This is a genomic window from Aminobacter sp. P4_D5 (assembly GCF_056401815.1).
Map to the genome: position 1 here is coordinate 17,946 of NZ_JBFUIP010000019.1, position 18,044 is coordinate 35,989.

The window sequence follows — 18,044 nt, forward strand, 5'->3', positions numbered from 1 at the left end:
ACGGCAGGCTGTGGCTGGCCGTCTTCACCGTGGGTGGCATTGCATTGCCATTCCTTGTCTATCCCATCATGGGCATGAAGATCCTGGTGCTGGCGCTGTTTGCCTTGGCCTACAATCTGATCTTTGGCTATGTCGGCCTGCTTGCTTTCGGCCATGCCGCTTTCTACGGCACATCAGCCTATGTGACGGCGCATGCCGCTGCCGCCTGGGGTCTGCCGACCGAGCTGTGCATTCTGATGGGTGTCGCAGCTGCAACGGCGGTCGGCGTGCTGTTTGGCTGGCTCGCGATCCGCCGCCAGGGGTTGTACTTCGCCATGATCACGCTGGCGCTTGCCCAGATCATCTATTTCTATGCGGTGCAGGCACCTTGGACACATGGCGAGGACGGCATCCAGTCGGTGCCGCGCGGCACGCTGTTCGGCGTGGTCGACCTCTCCAACACGTTCAACATGTATTACGTGACGCTGGCGGTGTTCCTGGCAGGATTCGCCTTCGTCTACCGCATCATCCATTCGCCTTTCGGCCAGACGCTGAAGTCGATCCGCGAGAACGAGCCGCGCGCCATTTCGCTCGGCTATTCGACCGACCGGTTCAAGCTGATCGCGTTCACCTTGTCGGCGATGCTGGCGGGCCTGGCTGGATCGATGAAGGCGATCATATTCCAGCTCGCCTCGCTTGCCGACGTGTTCTTCATGACTTCGGCCGACGTGCTCTTGATGACGCTGATAGGCGGTGTCGGCACGCTGCTCGGGCCGGTGGTCGGTGCGGCGGTGCTGGTTACGCTGCAGCGCGAATTGGCGACCTTCGGCGCGTGGGTGGTGGTGATCCAGGGCGTGATCTTCGTTCTCTGCGTGCTGTTCCTGCGCAAGGGCGTGATCGGGACGCTGGAAGAGTTCCTGGCAAACCGGGCCGAACGCAAGACCCAAGGCACAGACGCCACAGCCAAGGCAAAGGTGGCGCAATGAGCGCGCCATCCACCGTTGTCATAGGCATGGGGCCGGGTCTCGGTCAGGCGCTGGTCAAGAAGTTCGCGCGTGAAGGCCATCAGGTGGCCTTTGTAGGTCGCCGCGCCGAGGCAATCAGACGCCACGAGCTGGAGCTTCGCGCGGAAGGTTTGGACGTGGCTGGCTTTGTCGGCGATGCCGGCAACCCCGAACAGATGGACAAGGTGCATGCCGCGATCCGTGAACGGCACGGTGCACCCGAGGTGCTGGTCTACAATGCAGCGATCATCGAGCCGGCGCGGTTCGTAACGCCGTCCCGCATGGGAGAGGTGAAATACGGCACCGCCGACGGCTGGAAGGCGCGTGGCGAACCAGCGAGCGTCGACTACCTCTTCGATGCCTTGAAGACCAATGTTGCCGGCGCGCTACATGCCGCGCAGGCGGTGGCGCCTGACATGATCGAACGCTGTCGAGGCACGATCCTGCTCACCGGTGGCGTGCTGGCTTTCGGCCCATGGATTGAGTGGGGCGTGACCTCGCTTGGCAAGGCGGCGCTACGTAGCCTCGGGCTTTCGCTCGAAAAGGAGATGTCCGAGGCAGGCGTGCATGTCTGCACCGTCGCCATCCATGGCACGATGCAAGCGGGCACACCCTATGATCACGATCTGGTCGCCGACGCCTATTGGCTACTGCATATGCAGCCACGCGCTGAATGGCAGCCCGATTATCACTTCCGCCAGGATGCGGAAGACGGCGGCGATCCGGACGCTTGACGATGGCTGCACCGGCAATCAGGCTCGATGGCAAGCGTGCACTGGTGACGGGTGGCGCAAGCGGCATCGGGGAAACGGCGGCGAAGCTGCTCCACGATCTTGGCGCCGAAATTGTCATTGCCGACCTCGACCGAGGTAAATTGGACGAGGCACAAGCGCGGACCGGCGCCAAGGCCATCACCCAAGGCGATGTCTCAAGTGAAGCCGACAGCGAACGGATGGTTGCAGAGGCCATCTCCGCGCTGGGCGGCCTCGACCTTGTTTTCAATTCGGCCGGGATCGGCGACGATTTGCTGCCTGTCCACGAGCAGTCTGTCGAGCGCTGGCAGCGCGTCATCGACGTCAATCTGCGTGGCACCTATCTGATGTGCCGGGCGGCGGCACGGCCAATGTTGGAGCAAAAGAGCGGTTCGATCGTCAATGTCTCTTCCATTGTCGGGCTTGGTGGCTTTCCGCGCCGGTCGGCATACGCTGCGGCGAAAGCTGGCATCAATCATCTGACGCATACGCTTGCTTGCGAGTGGGGGCCTCAGGGCATCCGCGTCAACGCCATCGCCCCGGCCTATACTCGCACGCCGATGGTCGAGGCGCTGCTCGAGCGCAAGGCATTCGATCCGACCATATTGGAAAAGCGCACGCCGCTCGGCCGCCTGGCCGTACCGGAAGAGATGGCGCGGGCCGCGGTGTTCCTGCTGTCGGACTGGGCGTCCTACATTACCGGTGCGGTGCTGCCAGTGGATGGCGGCTGGAGCGTATTCGGCGGCGCAGGCGATGTGGCCAGCGCCTGAGGCCGCTTTGACGATTGATTAGGCAGTTATTCCAACACATTGATCTGATGATAAAAGCCGCCCCTGATCGGAGCGGCCTTTTCATTGCGATAAGCTAACAGGATCACGTGTTGCGAAAGTCGTCCATGCGGTTCTCATGCAGTGCCAGAACAAGCTCGCGCTTGCGGATCTTGGCGGCTTCGACAGGCATTTTGTCGATGAAGTGGATGGCGCGGGGTGCCTTGTAGGCGGCAAGGTTTTCGCGGCAGTAGCGCGTGATTTCCTCGGCGCTGACCTCCTGGCCCTCAGCCTTGACGATGACAGCTACGGGGATTTCACCCTTGCTCTCGTCGGGCGCACCAACGACCGCGCACATGGCGACCCCTGGGTGCTTGTAGAGCAGCGCTTCAATTTCGAGCGGATAGACATTGTGGCCGCCAGCAATGATGACGTCCTTCTTGCGGTCGACGATGAACAGATAGCCGTCCTCGTCGACATAGCCGAGATCGCCTGACTTCCAGCCGCCATTGCCAAAGGCTTCGGTCGTTGCCTTCTCGTCCTGCCAGTAGCCCTGGGCTACGCAATCGCCCGAGATAATGACTTCGCCGATCTCGCCCTGGGGCACCGGATTACCGTCGTCGTCGAGGATGGAGATACGCGAACTGCCGACCGGCAATCCGGCGGAGCCCGCCTTGCGGATGCCAGCGGTGGGTTCCATGACGTTCTGGCCGCTGGTTTCGGTCGAGCCATACACTTGCGTGACGCGCGCGCCGGAGAGGTCCTCGAAACGGCGGATAACCGGCTGCGGAACCGGCGAGCCGCCGGTGGTGCAGATGCGCAGAGAGGACAGGTCGTGCCTGGTCGGGTCGACCTCGTTGACCATGTAGACATACATGGTCGGCGTACCGCCGAAATAGGTCGCCTTGTGCTTGCTGATGTCGGCCAGAACGCGGCCAGTGTCCCAGCGCTCGTGCAAAACGATGGTGCCGCCGGTGTAGAGGCACAAATTGAGCGTCACCGTCAGGCCAAAATTGGTGAACAGCGGCACCGCGCAGAGATAGGTTTCCTCAGCAAAGCGCGTACGGTGCGAAACCATCATGTCGCGCAGCGTCGAACTTTGGTTGAACTGTGACTGGGCCGCCCCCTTTGGCGCGCCGGTGGTGCCGGAGGTGAAAAACAGGGCGCAGATATCGTTGATATCGCAAGGCGCATCGTCGAAGGTCGAAGGGGCTTCGGCCATCAGGGTGCCAAGGTCGTCGGCGTCAGCTTCGCCGGATGCAACCAGACAGTGCCTCAGCTCGGAAAATTCGTCGCGAATCTCGGAGAAGTAAGGCCAGGTCGAACCGTCGGCTATGAGTGCCTTCATGCCGGTTTGTGTGACGATCTTGCGCAGCTCGGCGTGTCGGAACATGGCGCTGAGCGGCGCGGGGACCGCGCCGAGGCGCTGGCAGGCCCAAAAACCGATCGCCATCATCGGCGTGCTCGGCAGATACAGCCCGACGCGGTCGCCCCTGGTGACGCCACGCGAGGCCAGCACATTGGCAAGCTGCGCGGTCAGTTCGCCGAAGCGCGCATATGTAATCGTTTCCTTGTCGGTCACGATGAAGCGGCGGTCGCCGATCAGCCGCGCATTGCGCGCCAGGATCTGGCTCAGGATTTCCATGCTCGTCTTCCTGCACTTGCAAATTGGGATTCTGCGCCGACTTGAAAACCCGCGCGCACCACAGGGCATCGTCTGCACAGACTAAGGCCTATCGGCAAGCACCAGTCAGGAGATGAGGATGCCGCCGTCGATGGGCAATTGGTGGCCGGTCATGCGACGAGATTCGTCGGATGCGAGGTAAAGCGCTGCGTTGGCCACATCGATCGGCTCGGCGATGCCGAGCAGATAGGCGTCGAACTGCGCCTTGAGATGCGGTTCGCGCTCGAAGAAGCCGAGCACGCGCTCGGTGGCGACAGCGCCGGGAACGAGCGTGTTGACGCGGATGTTGTCCTTGGCGAATTCGACGGCCATCGAACGCGTCAGCGAGATGATGCCGCCCTTGGCAGCCGAATAGGCGTCGCGGTTGGGGATGCCCATCGCGCCGACGATAGACGAGCAGTTGATGATCGAACCGCCGCCGGACCGCTGCATCAGCGGAATGGCGTTGCGGCAGCAGACCCAGGTACCAAACAGGTCGAGCTTGATGCAGCGCCAGAATTCCTCGAACGGCGCCACAGTCACCGGGCCGTCGGCAGAGCTTGAGCCGCCTGCGTTGTTGTAAAGCACGTCAAGACGTCCCCAGGCGTCCATCACCGCCTTGAACGAGGCTTCGACGTTATCGGGCTCGGTGACATCGGTTTCGACATAGATGGCAACGCCGCCCGCGGCGTTTATCGAGGCGGCAATTGCTTCGCCTTTGTCGCGGCGGCGGCCGGCAATAGCGACCTTGGCCCCTTCCTGAGCGAACAGCCGCGCGGCGGTCTCGCCGATGCCGCCGGTTGCGCCAGTGATGAATGCGACTTTGCCTGCCAGACGGGCCATGATTTTCCTCCTGATATGATTGCGCGAACCTGCGCGCGATGGCGCCCGCAACATCGTCCGAAAAGACTAACGCTGCGCATCAACCCCTTCGTTTTCAGCGCAAATCGGCGGGTTCCCGATGACTAGTCCCATCAGACGATGTTTGCCCTGTGCCGCTGTCCCATTCCTTGCCTCGATCAAAGATGTTGGCAGCGCCGAAATGGCAGCAAAAAACGGCGTAGGGGAAAATGAAGGCAGTCATCTGCAGGGAGTTCGCCCCAAGGGCAGAACTCAGGATCGAAGAGGTTCCCGCGCCACGGGCCGGGAACGGTCAGGTTGTCATTCGCGTCGAGGCATGCGGTATCAACTTTTTCGACGGGTTGATGGTCGAGGGCAAATACCAGACCAAGCCCGAGCGGCCGTTTTCGCCGGGAAGCGAAGTGGCTGGTGTCATCAGCTCCGTAGGTGCGGGTGTCGAGCATCTGAAGCCCGGCACGCGTGTGTTGGCTTTTGCCGGTATCGGCGGCTATGGCGAGCAGGTGGTGGTTGATGCCTGGCGCGTGTTCCCGATCCCGGACGAAATGAGCTTTGTCGAAGCTGCGGGCTTCCTCATCACCTATGCGACCTCGCATCACGCATTGAAGGATCGGGCGCAGATCAAGCCTGGCGAGACGCTGCTTGTCCTTGGTGCTGCCGGCGGCGTTGGCCTGACGGCCGTCGAACTGGGCAAGCAGATGGGCGCTCGTGTCATCGCCGCAGCCTCCAGCGACGAAAAGCTTAAGCTGTGCCGCGAATATGGTGCTGACGAGACGATCAACTATTCCACCGAGGATTTGCGCCAGCGCATCAAGGACGTGACCGACGGGCAGGGCGTCGATGTGGTCTATGACCCGGTCGGCGGTAGCCTGACTGAGACTGCTGTGCGCAACCTTGCATTGTTCGGCCGGCATCTGGTGATCGGCTTTGCCGCCGGCGACATTCCCAAGATCGCGCTCAACCTTCTGCTGCTCAAGCAGTCGGCGCTGATCGGCGTCTTCTGGGGCGCCTATGCGCGCTCTGCGCCGGAGAAGAACGCGGCCAATATCGCCGAGCTCATGGGCTGGTTCGCCAAAGGCAAACTCAAGCCGCACATCTCGGCCGAATATCCGCTCGAACGCTTCGCCGAAGCGCTCGACGTGGTGATGGAGCGGGCGGTCAAGGGCAAGGTGGTTCTGGTCACCGGAACTAGTGGCAATAGCAGGGAAGGAGTGCCGGCATGACCGAGCAACTCGTCAAGACCGTTTCGGTCGCAAAGCACGGCAATATTCTGGTCGCAACAGTCGACAATCCGCCCGTGAATGCGCTGTCGCACTCAGTGCGCGCTGGGCTGATCGACGCCGTTCAGGCGCTGGAGAGCGATGCGGAAGCGTGCGCCATGGTGATCGTCTGTGCGGGCCGCACCTTCATTGCCGGCGCCGACATCCATGAATTCAAGAAGCCGATGATGGAGCCGCTGCTCGGCGAAGTTATCGAAACCCTCGACGCTGCCACCAAGCCAATCATTGCCGCCATCCACGGAACCGCGCTCGGCGGCGGCCTCGAAGTAGCGATGGCCTGTAGTTACCGCCTTGCCCTCGACGGCTCGAAGGTCGGCCTACCCGAAGTCAAGCTTGGCATCCTGCCGGGATCGGGCGGCACCGTCCGTCTGCCGCGCCTGATCGGTGTCGGACAGGCGCTGACGATGATCAGCGAAGGCGGCCAGATTTCGGTGCGCGATGCCCGCGAGAAGGGCCTGATCGACGAGGTCGTGTCGGGTGACCTCAAGGCTGCGGCCATCGTCTTCGCCGAGAAGGTGATTGCTGATGGTTCCAAGGTTCGCCGTACCAGCGACCTGCCTGTGCCTACATTCGATCCGGCCACGCTCGAGGCCAGCCGCGCCGCATTGGCGAAGAAATACAAAGGCTTCAAAGCACCTCTCGTCGCAGTGGATCTGCTCAAGATGGTCACCGAGACGTCGGTCGCCGAGGCTACTGCGCTCGAATACAAGACCTGCAAGGAGCTGTTGGTTTCGCCGCAGTCCAAGGCATTGCGCCACATCTTTGCGGCTGAACGCGAAGCCCTCAAGATAGACGGCGTTGGTGCGGACGTTAAGCCGCGTGACGTGAATAAGGTCGCGATTGTCGGCCCTGGCACGATGGGGCGCGGCATCGCTGCTTGCTTCCTCAATATCGGCATTCCGGTGACGCTGATCGGCCTCACCGACGAAGGTCTGGCTTCCGCGACCAAGGCAATCGGCAAGATCTACGAAGGCTACGTCAAGCGCGGCAGCCTCAAGGCTGAAGAGATGGAGCGCCGCCTGGCGCTGCTGACCACTACGACTTCTTATGACGGTATCGGTGACGTAGATCTGGTCATCGAGGCGGTGACGGAACAGCTTGACGTCAAGAAGGAGGTCTTCGCCAAGCTTGACGCGGTGCTGTGCAATGAGGCGATCATCGCCACCAACACCTCGTTCCTGGATATCGAGGAACTGGCGACGACCAGCAAGAATGCGGCGCGCGTTGCCGGCATGCATTTTTTCAACCCCGCCAATGTCATGAAGCTGCTCGAAAACGTCCGGGCGGCAAACACCGCTCCCGACGTGCTCGCCACCACCACAGCGCTCGGCAAGCGTCTCGGCAAGGTTCCTGTCATGGTTGGGCGTTCCGAAGGTTTCGTTGCCAACCGCATGCTTTCCAAGCGGACGCGCGAAGCACAGTTTTTGCTTGAGGACGGTGCGACGCCGCAACAGGTCGACCGCGTGCTAACCGCCTTCGGCTTCCCAATCGGGCCATTCGCCCTCGCTGACCTTGCCGGAATGGACATCATGGCCGCCGCGCGTGCTGCACGCGTCGCCCGGATGTCGCCACGCGAGCAGCAGTGCAACATCGTCGACCGCCTGGTGGCTGCTGGCCGTCTCGGCCAGAAGTCGGGCGCGGGCTATTATATCTATGACGAGAACCGCAAGGCCTCGCATGACCCCGCAGTCGACGAACTGCTTGAGGCACACCGCAAGGAGCGCGGCTTCGTCGCGCGTACCATCACCGACGAGGAGATTCTCGAACGCTGCCTCTACGCCATGGTCAACGAGGCGGCCAAGATCCTCGACGAAGGTGCGGCAGTAAGGCCTAGCGATATCGACGTCATCTGGACCAACGGCTTCGGTTTCCCGACCTATCTGGGCGGACCGATGTTCTACGCCGACCAGATCGGCCTGGCGAAGGTCAAAGCTGCGCTCGACAAATATGCCGGCCTGGTGGGCGATCAGTATTTCAAGCCGGCCGCGCTCATAGAGCGGCTGGTAGCCGAGGGCAGGGGTTTTTACGGCTGAGCCGTGGAACCTTGCCGAACCAATACGAAGAACAAACGGATTAGGTATCTATGAACAAGGAAATGGACCTGAAAGCGGTCGTCGGCCAATTGCGCGACGGCATGACGATCGGATTTGGCGGCTGGGGTCCCCGCCGCAAGCCGATGGCGCTGGTGCGTGAGATTCTCCGTTCCGATCTCAAGGATCTGACGCTGGTGGCATATGGTGGCCCCGAGATCGGCATGCTGTGCGCGTCCGGCAAGGTGAAGAAGCTGATGTATGGCTTCGTGTCGCTCGATGCGATGCCGATCGAGCCCTATTTCCGCAAGGCACGCGAGGCTGGTGCGGTGGAAGTCAGCGAACTCGACGAGGGTCTGCTGCTGCTCGGTCTCCAGGCTGCCGGTCACAATTTGCCTTTTGCAGCGACCCGCGTCGGCCTCGGTTCGGACGTCATGAAGTACAACCCGCACTTCAAGACCGTGAAGTCGCCTTATGACGACGGCGAAGTGCTGCTCGCCATGCCGGCGATCAAGCTCGACGTTGCGCTGATCCACGTAAGCCGCGCCGACCGGCTGGGCAACACCCAGACCGATGGTCCGGACCCGTTCTTCGACGGCCTGTTCGCTCGCGCCGCCGATAAGGTGTTCGTCACAACCGAAGTTCTGGTCGACCGCATCGGCGATGAATATTCCGACAAGGCCAAGTCGAACCTGTTCGAGCGCTGCCTGGTTACCGGCGTGGTCAAGGCACCGCTCGGCGCCCATCCGACCGCAGCGCATGACGCTTATGGCTGGGACATGGGCCACCTCAAGGCCTATGCCGCGTCGGCGACCGAAGAGGGCGCCTGGCAGCGCTATGTCGACGAATATGTGAAGGGCGATGAGGCCAGCTACATCGCGAGCGTGGGCGGCGAAGCCCAGATCCGCGCCTTGCCCCTCCCCATTTTCTGATCGGATACGATATGACGACTGCAAAAGACTTCACGCTTGCCGAATTGATCATCGCCACCGGCGCGCAAGCCTGGGCGGCCGATGGCGAGGTTCTGGCCACCGGCATCGGCCCGCTGCCGCGTCTGGCGGCTGGCCTTGCCAAGCTCACCTGCGCGCCCGGCATCATGATGACCGACGGCGAGGCTTATCTCGTCGAAGACCCGATCCCGCTTGGACCGCGCGGCGACTACAAGCCAAAACTTTCCGGCTGGATGCCTTATAGCCGCGTCTTCGACAGCGTCTGGAGCGGCCGCCGCCACGCCATGGTGACGCCGGTTCAGGTCGACCGCTACGGGCAGGGCAACATCTCCGCTCTTGGTGGTGATTTCCAAAAGCCCAAGGTTGCGATGCTGGGTGTTCGCGGGTTTCCGGGCAACTCGATCTGCCACAAGAATTCGATGTTCCTGCCCAACCACTCCAAGCGCACCTTCGTTGAAGGTGAAGTCGATGTGGTGGCGAGCGTCGGCTACAACGCCAAGAACTGGCCGGAAGGCACCAAGCCTGCCGACGTTAAGCTCGGCGTGGTCGTCACAGACCTGTGCGTGTTCGATTTCAACGGCCCCGATCACGTCGCCCAGGTGCTGTCGCTGCATCCAGGCGTCACCTTCGAGCAGGTGCAGGAAGCAACCGGCTTCCCGCTGCTGCGCGCTGTAGGCATGACCACGACGGCCGCGCCGACCGAGGAACAGCTGGCGATCATTGCAAAGCTTGATCCGCACAATGTCCGCGCGACCGTGCTGAAGGGCAATCCTTCGGGCGTCCGCGCTGCCTGATACGCACTCGCCGCCGGTGAACCAACCGGCGGCACCTCTCTTGAAATAGCAGCGGCGGACGGAATATGGACTTCGAATACAGCGCAAAGACCAAAGACCTGCTCGCGCGTCTCAACGCCTTCATGGACGAGCATGTCTATCCGAACGAACGCCGTTATCACGACGAAGTGGAAACCGACCGCTGGGGCCATCCACCTGTGCTCGAAGAGCTGAAGGCAAAAGCCAAGGCTGCCGGACTGTGGAACCTGTTCCTGCCGGAATCCCACCATGGTGCAGGCCTCACCAACACCGAATACGCGCCATTGTGCGAGGTGATGGGTCGGGTGCATTTCTCGTCGCAGATCTTCAATTGCTCGGCGCCTGACACCGGCAATATCGAGACCATCGAGCGCTACGGCACTGAAGAGCAGAAGGCGCGCTGGCTGCCCGGCATGCTCGACGGTTCGATCCGCTCGGCATTCGCCATGACCGAGCCGGATGTCGCTTCCAGCGACGCCACCAATATCCAAAGTTCGATTGTCCGCAACGGCGACGATTATGTCATCAACGGCCGCAAGTGGTGGATTTCGGGTGTCGGCGACCGGCATTGCGAACTTTTGATTTTCATGGGCAAGACCGATCCCAACGCTGCCAAGCATCAGCAGCAGTCGATGATCCTGGTGCCGATGGACACGCCTGGCATCAAGGTTTTGCGCCCGATGACCGTGTTCGGTTATGACGACGCGCCGCACGGCCACATGGACATGACCTTCGAGGATGTGCGCGTGCCTGTTGCCAACATGCTGCTCGGCGAAGGACGCGGCTTTGAGATCGCGCAAGGCCGCCTTGGACCTGGTCGAATCCACCACTGCATGCGCTTGATTGGCCTTGCCGAACGCTGCCTGGAGCTGATGTGCCGGCGCGTGAAAAGTCGCGTAGCGTTCGGCCGTCCCATCGGTGAACAGTCGGTGACGCTGGAGCGCATCGCAGAATCCCGCATCATGATCGACCAGGCGCGTCTGCTGACGCTGAAGGCCGCCTACATGATGGACACTGTCGGCAACAAGGCGGCGCGCGCCGAGATTGGGATGATCAAGGTCGCCGCGCCCAACATGGCCTGCAAGGTCATCGACTGGGCAATCCAGGCCCACGGCGCGGCAGGTGTGTCGCAGGACTTCGTGCTCGCCAACTACTATGCGCACGCCCGCAAGCTGCGTTTCGCCGATGGTCCCGACGAGGTGCACCGCAACCAGATCGGACGCATCGAGTTGGCCAAATACGCTGACATCGGCTGAGGGCGGAGCATGGACGCCAGCCGTTTCGTCGGTACCGAACCGCTCGCAGCCGACAGCCCGATCAATGTCGAGCGGCTTCACGCCTATCTGAAAGCCAACATTGAGGGCTGCGAGGGCACGCTCACTGTTGAGCGCTTCCGTGGCGGACAGTCCAACCCGACGATGCTGCTTAGTTTCAACGGCAAGCGCAGCCTGGTGTTGCGCAAGAAGCCGGTCGGCAAGCTATTGCCCTCGGCACACGCGGTCGACCGCGAATTCCGCGTCATCAGCGCGCTCCGCGACACCGACGTGCCGGTGGCCGGCGCCAAGCTGCTCTGCGACGACGAGACTATAGTTGGGGCAATGTTCTACATCATGGATTTTGTCGAGGGTCGCTCCTTCTGGGCGCCGTCGCTGCCGGAGCAGTCACCCACCGAGCGCCGCGCGATCTACATGGAGATGAACCGTGTCGCTGCCGCCTTGCACAACACCGACTATAAGGCGATCGGCCTCGAAAGTTTCGGCAAGCCCGGCGACTATGTCGCGCGCCAGGTGGCGCGCTGGTCCAAGCAGTATCGCGCTTCCGAGACCGAAACCATCGAGGCGATGGACCGGCTGATCGAATGGCTGCCTGACAATATCCCGCCGGAAACCCGCACTTCGCTTATCCACGGCGACTTCCGCATCGACAACATGTTGTTTCACCCGACAGAGCCGCGTGTGTTGGCTCTGGTCGACTGGGAGCTGTCGACGCTGGGCGAGCCGATGGCCGACTTCGCCTATCACATGCTGACATGGCGCCTGCCGAACAAGCCTTATCGTGGCCTCGGCGACCTCGACATAACCGGGCTCGGCATTCCCGACGAGCGCAGCTACCGCGACGCCTATCTCAAAGCGACCGGGCAGGAGGGGGGCTCGGATCGGCATTGGTATGCCTACCTGGCCTACAGTCTGTTTCGCGTTGCCGGCATCCGCCAAGGCATCATGAAGCGTGTGGTCGACGGCAACGCATCGAATGCGCATGCCCGCGAAGCCGGCGCGCTGGCGCGGCCCGTGGCCGAATTCGGCTGGCGCTACGCCGAACTGGCAATGAAATCATAAGGGAGCGAGCCCCATGAGCACGACGCAGGCGTTGTATCGGGCTGAAGGCACAGCCATCGTCATCGGCGGCAGCGGCGGCGTTGGCGCCGAGATCTGCCGGGTGCTGGCGCGTGATGGCTGCGACGTGGCGTTGACTTATCATAGCAACGAGGCCAAGGCCGAAGCTGCGGCAGAGGCCGTACGCGGCGAGGGCCGCAAGGCCTCCATCCACAAGCTCAATATCGAGGATGTCGAAGCGACGCGCGCGTTCATCGACGGCGTTGCCGAAGCTGGCGGCGGTATCCACACGGTCGTCTATGCCGCCGGGCCGCTGGTGCCGCTGATCCATCTGAGCAAGATCGAGCCGGAACAGATGCGCAAGCACTTGATGCAGGACGCATTCGGCTTTTTCAACGTCATTCATTTCGCTATTCCGCATCTGCGCAAGGCACGAGGCTCGATCGTCGCCTGCCAGAGCTCGGCGCAATATCGCTATGCTTCAGCGGATGGATTGTCGGTGGTGCCGAAATCCGCCGTGCATGCGCTGATGAAGGGCGTGGCCAAGGAAGAAGGACGCTACGGCATCCGCGCCAATGGCGTGGCGCTTGGCATCATCGAGACCGGCCAGCATACGGAACTGACCAAGCTCGGCTTTATCGACGAGAAATACGCGCAAGCGGCTGCAATGAACACGCCTCTGCGCCGCAACGGCAAGGCCATCGACATCGCAGAAGCCGTTTCGTTCCTGGCCTCCAGCCGCGCCGGCTTCATCACCGGCGAAGTCATCAATGTTGATGGCGGCTACCACGTCTGATCGCATTTCCCGCGCGGGTTTCCGAGCCCGCGTCGACCGTTAGTCTTTTCAGACGATGTTCAGACCTTGGCACGCTCCTAGGCAAGTGGTTGGAAAACTTCGGTTCCGGACGTTTCGAAGCGGGGCGCAAACGCCCACTTTGTCTCCGGTTCCCCGCCGAAACATAGCATTTCTGGAGCCATCCCTTGCGAGAAGCCGTCATCGTTTCAGTCGCCCGTACCCCAATCGGTAAGGCCTTTCGCGGTGCCTTCAATGACACCGAAGCCCCGGCACTGTCCGGCCACGCGGTGCGCGAAGCGGTCAAGCGAGCGGGCATCGCCCCCGACGCGGTCGAAGATGTCATTTTGGGTTGTTCGGCCCAGCAGGGCACACAGGGCTACAACATCGGTCGCCTCAGTGCTGCCGCCGCCGGCCTGCCGGACAATGTCCCAGGCATGACTATCGACCGCATGTGCTCGTCGGGCCTGATGGCTCTGTCGATTGCCGCCAAGCAGATCATCGTCGACGGCATGGAAACTGTCGTTGCCGGCGGCGTCGAGTCGATCAGCCTGACCCAGAACAAGCACAAGAACACTTTTCGCGCGCGCTCGCAGGCCGTGACCGAGCATTGGCCGCATATGTACATGACGATGATCGAGACCGCGGAGATCGTCGCCAGGAAGTATGGCATCAACCGCGAAGTGCAGGACGAGTTCTCGCTGGCGAGCCAGTTGCGTACGGCCGCTGCCCACCAGGCCGGACGTTTCGACGACGAGATCGTTCCGATGGCCTCGCGCAAGATGGTGGTCAACAAGGAGACCAACGAGACCAGCTTCCAGGACGTGACGCTGGCGCAAGACGAAGGTTTCCGCGCCGATACCAATCTTGAAGGCCTGGCCAAGCTGAAGCCGGTTTTCGCCGACGGTGAAGTCATCAAGGTTGGCGAATACATCACTGCCGGCAACTCCTCGCAGCTCTCCGACGGTGCTGCAGCATTGGTGGTCATGGAAGCCAAGCGTGCCGAACAGCTCGGGTTGAAGCCGCTCGGCGCCTATCGCGGCATGGCCGTTGCCGGCTGTGCGCCCGAGGAGATGGGGATCGGTCCGATTTACGCCGTCCCCAAGCTGCTGCAAAAGCACGGGCTCAAGGTCGACGATATCGGCCTGTGGGAATTGAACGAGGCCTTCGCCAGCCAGGCCGTCTATTGCCGTGACATGCTGGGCATCGACCCGGAAAAGCTCAACGTCAATGGCGGCGCCATCGCGGTCGGCCATCCCTTCGGCATGACCGGCGCGCGCACCAGCGGCCACCTGCTGATCGAGGGACGCCGCCGTGGCGTGAAATACGGCGTCGTCACCATGTGCGTCGGCGGCGGCATGGGGGCTGCCGGACTGTTCGAAATCTTCAACTGACGAATGGAACTACGGGGAGGGCGTTCGATGATTGGTAGCGAGATCGAAATTCAACAAGGTCTCAGGCCCATACTCGGCCCCGCGACCCAGCTTGGCTTCGTCGTTCGCGACATCGAAGCCGCGATGCGCCACTGGATCGACGTGTTCGGCGTCGGTCCATTCATCTTCATGGAACACGGGGTCAGCCAGCCGGTTGGCATCACCTATCATCGCGGCGAACCCGTACAGGTCGAGCTCAAGCTGGCATTCGCCTACATGGGCGACGTCCAGATCGAGCTCATCGAACAGACCAACGACGCAACATCGCCCTATACGGACTTTCTCAAGGCTGGACGCGAGGGCCTGCAGCACCTTGGCTTTTGGGTGCATGATCACGACGAAGCGACGAAGCGTGTCGAGGCAGCCGGCTACGAACGCGACTATGAAATCCGCGTCGCCGGACAGACGCAGCCGATCATCTATTACAAGTCGCCTTCGCTTTACGGGCCGATGCTGGAGATCGTGCCGCCGATGTGGCGCCGTTCGCGCCAGGCGGTGCTGGATCATATCCGCGCCTACAAGGGCGCGGACCCGATCATCCGCTTCGAGACCTATAGCGCCTTCATCGCGCATGCCGGCGTGAAGTTCGACTGAACCTGATCGTTGGTGTTGGCCGTCGGCGTGATCGGCGGCCGACAAAGGCTCACTTTACCAACTTCTCCAGATCGTCGATCTGTTGGCGCAAACCTGCGATTGTCTGGCGCACGGCTTCTGCGTCGCGCGGCTGGTCTTCATGGGCGCGCAGGCCGGCGAGCGCCAGGTCGGCGATGATCTCGCCAATCTCCGTTGGCGTCTTGGCGCCTGAAGGCGAGTACCAGCGCGACGTCCAGTTGGCCATGCCGATCACGGCGAAGGCGGTGACCTTGGGGTCGACAGCGCGGAACTCGCCGCTCGCCATGCCGTCCGAAATGCAGCGCACGTAAAAATCGTATATGTGGCGGCGACCCTGGTTGTAGAGTGGGCCGAGAGCTTCCGGGATCTGCGTTTCCAGGCGCGACAGCAAGATGAATCGGGCGCCCGAAGACAGCCTGCGGACGATACCATCGACAACCGCGCGGCGCAGTCTGTCCGACGCCGACAGGCCCGGTGAGGCCATCAGTTCCTGCAACCGATGCGAAGGCGTGAGCGCCTCGGATTCGACCAAGGCCGCCAACATCTCTTCTTTGTTGCGAAAGTAGTGGTAGACGGCCGAGCGGCCAAGCCCAAGCGCCTGGGCAATGTCGTTGATGCTGGTCTGGACGTAGCCCTTGCTGTCGAAAAGTTCGGCGGCGATGTCGATCAGTTGTTCGCGAACCAGTTCCTTGCGCGGGTTCGTGGATGCACGTGCCGAGAGCTCGCGATCCAAAGCTTCAGCGCCGATACCAGCCGTATCCGTTTGTGTCATTCGCGCCATCCTGCTCAACGCCGAATCTCCAGGCTCAGTGGGCGAACACCGGCCCGTGATTGTTTCGCAAGCAACCGTGGGTCGAATCGTCCGCAGCCCAAGACTGTGGTCAATTCGAATATAATACGGTTCGCACATCTGTAAGCCTGCGATGATGCAGGGTTCTTGTCGTAGCCAGCCAGGATCATGATGTGCTCACGCCGACTTCGCCGCAAACCGGCTGATAGAGTGGAGAGCCGAACATCGGCCGGCGCGAAAGAGGGCGACGGCCATCGGCATCCATGACGCCGTAACGCTCGGCAAGTTCGGTCGAATAGAAGGTTCCGCCGCTGAGCGACATGGCATCTCTTGCGGCATGGACGGCTGCGAGAACACGGCCAATGAAGAACGGCGTTTCAAGATGCGGCAAGGTGCCGGCATTGTCGCCGACCACGCCTCCGGCGGCGATGCCCGCCAATGTACGTTCAGTGCCGATTAGTCCCGGCCATAGCGAGATCGCAGCCACGTTGAACGGCAGCAACTCATGGGCCATGTCGTGCGCGAACTTGTCTTGGCCGGCCTTACCTATTCCGTAGGGCAGGCTGTGGCGATAGACCTTGCCACCGGGGCCGGACGTGTTGGCGATCAGCCCAGAGCGCTGGCGAACCATGATCTGGGCGGCGAAACGGCTTGCTGCATAGCTGGAGCGCAGCCCGACATCGATCATGTCACGCCAAAGCGTCAGCGGCCTTTCCCAAAAATTGCCATCCGGCACGGCCCAGTCGGGCATGGCGAAAGCATTGTTCACCAAAAGATCAAGGCGGCCTTGTTCGGCATCGACACGCTTGAACAACGCCTCGGTCTGGCTGTCGTCGAGGTGATCGCAGATAGCGACGATGCCCTTGCCCCCAACCTTGTCGATTTCCTCGGCGGTCACGCGGACAGTGCCGCCCCAGGAGCCGATGGCCGCCTTGTCGCTGCGGCCGGTGCAGTAGACGGTGAAGCCGGCTTCGCCGAGCGCAATCGCGATGCCACGGCCAAGGCCCCTGCTGGCGCCGGTGACCACCGCGACGGGCCTATCGGTGTCCTGTGCGCTCATTGGGGGCTCCTCGCGTAGCCGAGGCCGAGAGGCTGCTGGTTGTTGGCCAGGGTTTCGGCGAAAGCGGTATGTACAGCAACATCGTTCCAGTCACCTTCGAGAACGGGGTCGGCAATCAAGGGATGCGTTACGAATGACAGCTGCTTCCCGGCGATGCGCACCACCTGGCCATTGATCTTTTCCGCGGCATCGGAGAGCAGGAAACTGACGACCGGTGCGTTAATTTCTGGATCGGGCAGGGCGGCGTAGTGCACCTCTCGGCTGGCAGCCTGTTCGGCCATCAGCGCCTTGTTTTGAGCGGCCATTGCCGTCTCGGCCAGCGGCGACAATGCGTTGACGCGGACGCCTGTGCCGCGCAGTTCCATTGCCCAGCTATAGGTCAGCGAGGCTACGCCGCCCTTGGTTGCGCCATAGCCGCCAAGCGCGATGTCGCCGGCCTGCGAGCCGGATGCGACGTTGACGATCGATCCGCCTTTGCCGGCAGCCAGCATGCGCCGCGCCGCGTGGCTGGCGCAGGCGGCGGTGCCGATCAGATTGACCTCGATCATCCGGCGAAGATCCGCCTCGGTCAGGTCGAGTATCTTGCCGATGCGCAGGATGCCGGCGTTGTTGACGATGCCTGATATCGCGCCGAACGCGTCGATACAGGCGTCGACCAGCGATTGGGCGTAGTTCCAGGAGGAAACATCGCCTGCGTGGGCGACAGCCCTGCCGCCTGAAGCGGTGATAGCGTCGACCGTCGCCTGGGCGGCCTGGGCGCTGATGTCGTTGACAACCACAGCTGCACCTTGCCCGGCCGCGTGGCGCGCATATGCAGCGCCAAGGCCAGAACCGGCCCCGGTGATGACCACCGCCTTGCCTTCAAGTGCCTTCATTTCATGTCCTCCCGGCGGTGAGCATGGCGACGGGGAACGATAGGGGCATCCCA

At 62.1% G+C, this 18,044-nt stretch carries 17 protein-coding genes; 12 read left to right on the forward strand and 5 right to left on the reverse strand.

Going from position 1 to position 18,044, the window contains the following annotated elements; all coding sequences use genetic code 11:
- The first annotated feature begins 74 nt into the window (after window positions 1-74).
- The 3 genes from AC1DWF_RS06770 to AC1DWF_RS06780 are packed head-to-tail and all read left to right on the forward strand — an operon-like array spanning window position 75 to window position 2,505.
- Entirely contained in the window at window positions 75-965 is an 891-nt protein-coding gene (locus AC1DWF_RS06770) for a branched-chain amino acid ABC transporter permease (protein ID WP_476788969.1), read from the forward strand.
- On the forward strand, window positions 962-1,717 hold the full coding sequence (locus AC1DWF_RS06775; protein WP_476786112.1) for an SDR family NAD(P)-dependent oxidoreductase: 756 nt from the start codon (window positions 962-964) through the stop codon (window positions 1,715-1,717). The genes AC1DWF_RS06770 and AC1DWF_RS06775 overlap by 4 nt, the downstream gene beginning before the upstream one ends.
- A gap of 2 nt (window positions 1,718-1,719) precedes the next feature.
- Complete coding sequence (locus AC1DWF_RS06780) at window positions 1,720-2,505, forward strand: SDR family NAD(P)-dependent oxidoreductase (RefSeq protein WP_476786113.1); 786 nt, start codon at window positions 1,720-1,722, stop codon at window positions 2,503-2,505.
- Between the two features lie 103 nt (window positions 2,506-2,608).
- Here AC1DWF_RS06780 and AC1DWF_RS06785 read toward each other — a convergent pair whose 3' ends face one another.
- Together AC1DWF_RS06785 and AC1DWF_RS06790 are read right to left on the reverse strand one after the other, a co-directional pair.
- Window positions 2,609-4,147, reverse strand: coding sequence for a class I adenylate-forming enzyme family protein (locus AC1DWF_RS06785; protein WP_476786114.1), 1,539 nt, complete (start codon window positions 4,145-4,147; stop codon window positions 2,609-2,611).
- 105 nt (window positions 4,148-4,252) lie between these two features.
- Window positions 4,253-5,008, reverse strand: coding sequence for an SDR family NAD(P)-dependent oxidoreductase (locus AC1DWF_RS06790; RefSeq protein ID WP_476788965.1), 756 nt, complete (start codon window positions 5,006-5,008; stop codon window positions 4,253-4,255).
- 227 nt (window positions 5,009-5,235) lie between these two features.
- Here AC1DWF_RS06790 and AC1DWF_RS06795 point away from each other — a divergent pair, with 227 nt between their 5' ends.
- From AC1DWF_RS06795 to AC1DWF_RS06835, 9 genes are all read left to right on the forward strand, one after another.
- Window positions 5,236-6,246 carry an NADPH:quinone oxidoreductase family protein gene (locus tag AC1DWF_RS06795; protein ID WP_476782302.1) on the forward strand — a complete coding sequence of 337 codons (1,011 nt, stop codon included), beginning with the start codon at window positions 5,236-5,238 and terminating at the stop codon, window positions 6,244-6,246.
- Window positions 6,243-8,336, forward strand: a complete 2,094-nt coding sequence (locus AC1DWF_RS06800; protein WP_476782303.1) for a 3-hydroxyacyl-CoA dehydrogenase NAD-binding domain-containing protein — start codon at window positions 6,243-6,245, stop codon at window positions 8,334-8,336. Before AC1DWF_RS06795 ends, AC1DWF_RS06800 begins: the two co-directional genes overlap by 4 nt.
- Window positions 8,337-8,386: 50 nt before the next feature.
- Entirely contained in the window at window positions 8,387-9,265 is an 879-nt protein-coding gene (locus AC1DWF_RS06805) for a CoA transferase subunit A (RefSeq protein ID WP_476782304.1), read from the forward strand.
- An 11-nt stretch (window positions 9,266-9,276) separates the two neighbouring features.
- Window positions 9,277-10,077, forward strand: a complete 801-nt coding sequence (locus AC1DWF_RS06810; RefSeq protein ID WP_476782305.1) for a CoA-transferase subunit beta — start codon at window positions 9,277-9,279, stop codon at window positions 10,075-10,077.
- Window positions 10,078-10,142: 65 nt separating this feature from the next.
- A complete protein-coding gene (locus tag AC1DWF_RS06815; protein ID WP_476782306.1) occupies window positions 10,143-11,351 on the forward strand; it encodes an acyl-CoA dehydrogenase family protein in 1,209 nt (402 codons plus the stop codon).
- Window positions 11,352-11,360: 9 nt separating this feature from the next.
- Complete coding sequence (locus AC1DWF_RS06820; protein ID WP_476782307.1) at window positions 11,361-12,431, forward strand: phosphotransferase; 1,071 nt, start codon at window positions 11,361-11,363, stop codon at window positions 12,429-12,431.
- A 13-nt stretch (window positions 12,432-12,444) separates the two neighbouring features.
- Window positions 12,445-13,224 (forward strand): SDR family NAD(P)-dependent oxidoreductase, encoded by a 780-nt coding sequence (locus tag AC1DWF_RS06825; protein WP_476782308.1) that lies wholly within the window; start codon window positions 12,445-12,447, stop codon window positions 13,222-13,224.
- Between the two features lie 185 nt (window positions 13,225-13,409).
- Window positions 13,410-14,615: an acetyl-CoA C-acyltransferase gene (locus AC1DWF_RS06830; RefSeq protein WP_476782309.1), complete on the forward strand. Its 1,206-nt coding sequence runs from the start codon at window positions 13,410-13,412 to the stop codon at window positions 14,613-14,615.
- Between the two features lie 27 nt (window positions 14,616-14,642).
- A complete protein-coding gene (locus tag AC1DWF_RS06835) occupies window positions 14,643-15,248 on the forward strand; it encodes a VOC family protein (protein ID WP_476782310.1) in 606 nt (201 codons plus the stop codon).
- Window positions 15,249-15,297: 49 nt separating this feature from the next.
- On the opposite strand, the gene AC1DWF_RS06840 is transcribed toward AC1DWF_RS06835, so the two are convergent.
- The 3 genes from AC1DWF_RS06840 to AC1DWF_RS06850 form a co-directional block, all read right to left on the reverse strand.
- A complete protein-coding gene (locus tag AC1DWF_RS06840; RefSeq protein WP_476782311.1) occupies window positions 15,298-16,038 on the reverse strand; it encodes a TetR/AcrR family transcriptional regulator in 741 nt (246 codons plus the stop codon).
- A 184-nt stretch (window positions 16,039-16,222) separates the two neighbouring features.
- Complete coding sequence (locus AC1DWF_RS06845) at window positions 16,223-17,116, reverse strand: SDR family NAD(P)-dependent oxidoreductase (RefSeq protein ID WP_476782312.1); 894 nt, start codon at window positions 17,114-17,116, stop codon at window positions 16,223-16,225.
- Window positions 17,113-17,991, reverse strand: coding sequence for an SDR family NAD(P)-dependent oxidoreductase (locus tag AC1DWF_RS06850; protein WP_476788968.1), 879 nt, complete (start codon window positions 17,989-17,991; stop codon window positions 17,113-17,115). Before AC1DWF_RS06850 ends, AC1DWF_RS06845 begins: the two co-directional genes overlap by 4 nt.
- Window positions 17,992-18,044 lie beyond the last annotated feature (53 nt).

Coding starts and splice junctions, on each gene's coding strand:
- AC1DWF_RS06770 (WP_476788969.1), top strand. CDS start 75: ATGAAGATCCTGGTGCTGGCGCTGTTTGCCTTGGCCTACAATCTGATC.
- AC1DWF_RS06775 (WP_476786112.1), top strand. CDS start 962: ATGAGCGCGCCATCCACCGTTGTCATAGGCATGGGGCCGGGTCTCGGT.
- AC1DWF_RS06780 (WP_476786113.1), top strand. CDS start 1,720: ATGGCTGCACCGGCAATCAGGCTCGATGGCAAGCGTGCACTGGTGACG.
- AC1DWF_RS06785 (WP_476786114.1), bottom strand. CDS start 4,147: ATGGAAATCCTGAGCCAGATCCTGGCGCGCAATGCGCGGCTGATCGGC.
- AC1DWF_RS06790 (WP_476788965.1), bottom strand. CDS start 5,008: ATGGCCCGTCTGGCAGGCAAAGTCGCATTCATCACTGGCGCAACCGGC.
- AC1DWF_RS06795 (WP_476782302.1), top strand. CDS start 5,236: ATGAAGGCAGTCATCTGCAGGGAGTTCGCCCCAAGGGCAGAACTCAGG.
- AC1DWF_RS06800 (WP_476782303.1), top strand. CDS start 6,243: ATGACCGAGCAACTCGTCAAGACCGTTTCGGTCGCAAAGCACGGCAAT.
- AC1DWF_RS06805 (WP_476782304.1), top strand. CDS start 8,387: ATGAACAAGGAAATGGACCTGAAAGCGGTCGTCGGCCAATTGCGCGAC.
- AC1DWF_RS06810 (WP_476782305.1), top strand. CDS start 9,277: ATGACGACTGCAAAAGACTTCACGCTTGCCGAATTGATCATCGCCACC.
- AC1DWF_RS06815 (WP_476782306.1), top strand. CDS start 10,143: ATGGACTTCGAATACAGCGCAAAGACCAAAGACCTGCTCGCGCGTCTC.
- AC1DWF_RS06820 (WP_476782307.1), top strand. CDS start 11,361: ATGGACGCCAGCCGTTTCGTCGGTACCGAACCGCTCGCAGCCGACAGC.
- AC1DWF_RS06825 (WP_476782308.1), top strand. CDS start 12,445: ATGAGCACGACGCAGGCGTTGTATCGGGCTGAAGGCACAGCCATCGTC.
- AC1DWF_RS06835 (WP_476782310.1), top strand. CDS start 14,643: ATGATTGGTAGCGAGATCGAAATTCAACAAGGTCTCAGGCCCATACTC.
- AC1DWF_RS06840 (WP_476782311.1), bottom strand. CDS start 16,038: ATGACACAAACGGATACGGCTGGTATCGGCGCTGAAGCTTTGGATCGC.
- AC1DWF_RS06845 (WP_476782312.1), bottom strand. CDS start 17,116: ATGAGCGCACAGGACACCGATAGGCCCGTCGCGGTGGTCACCGGCGCC.
- AC1DWF_RS06850 (WP_476788968.1), bottom strand. CDS start 17,991: ATGAAGGCACTTGAAGGCAAGGCGGTGGTCATCACCGGGGCCGGTTCT.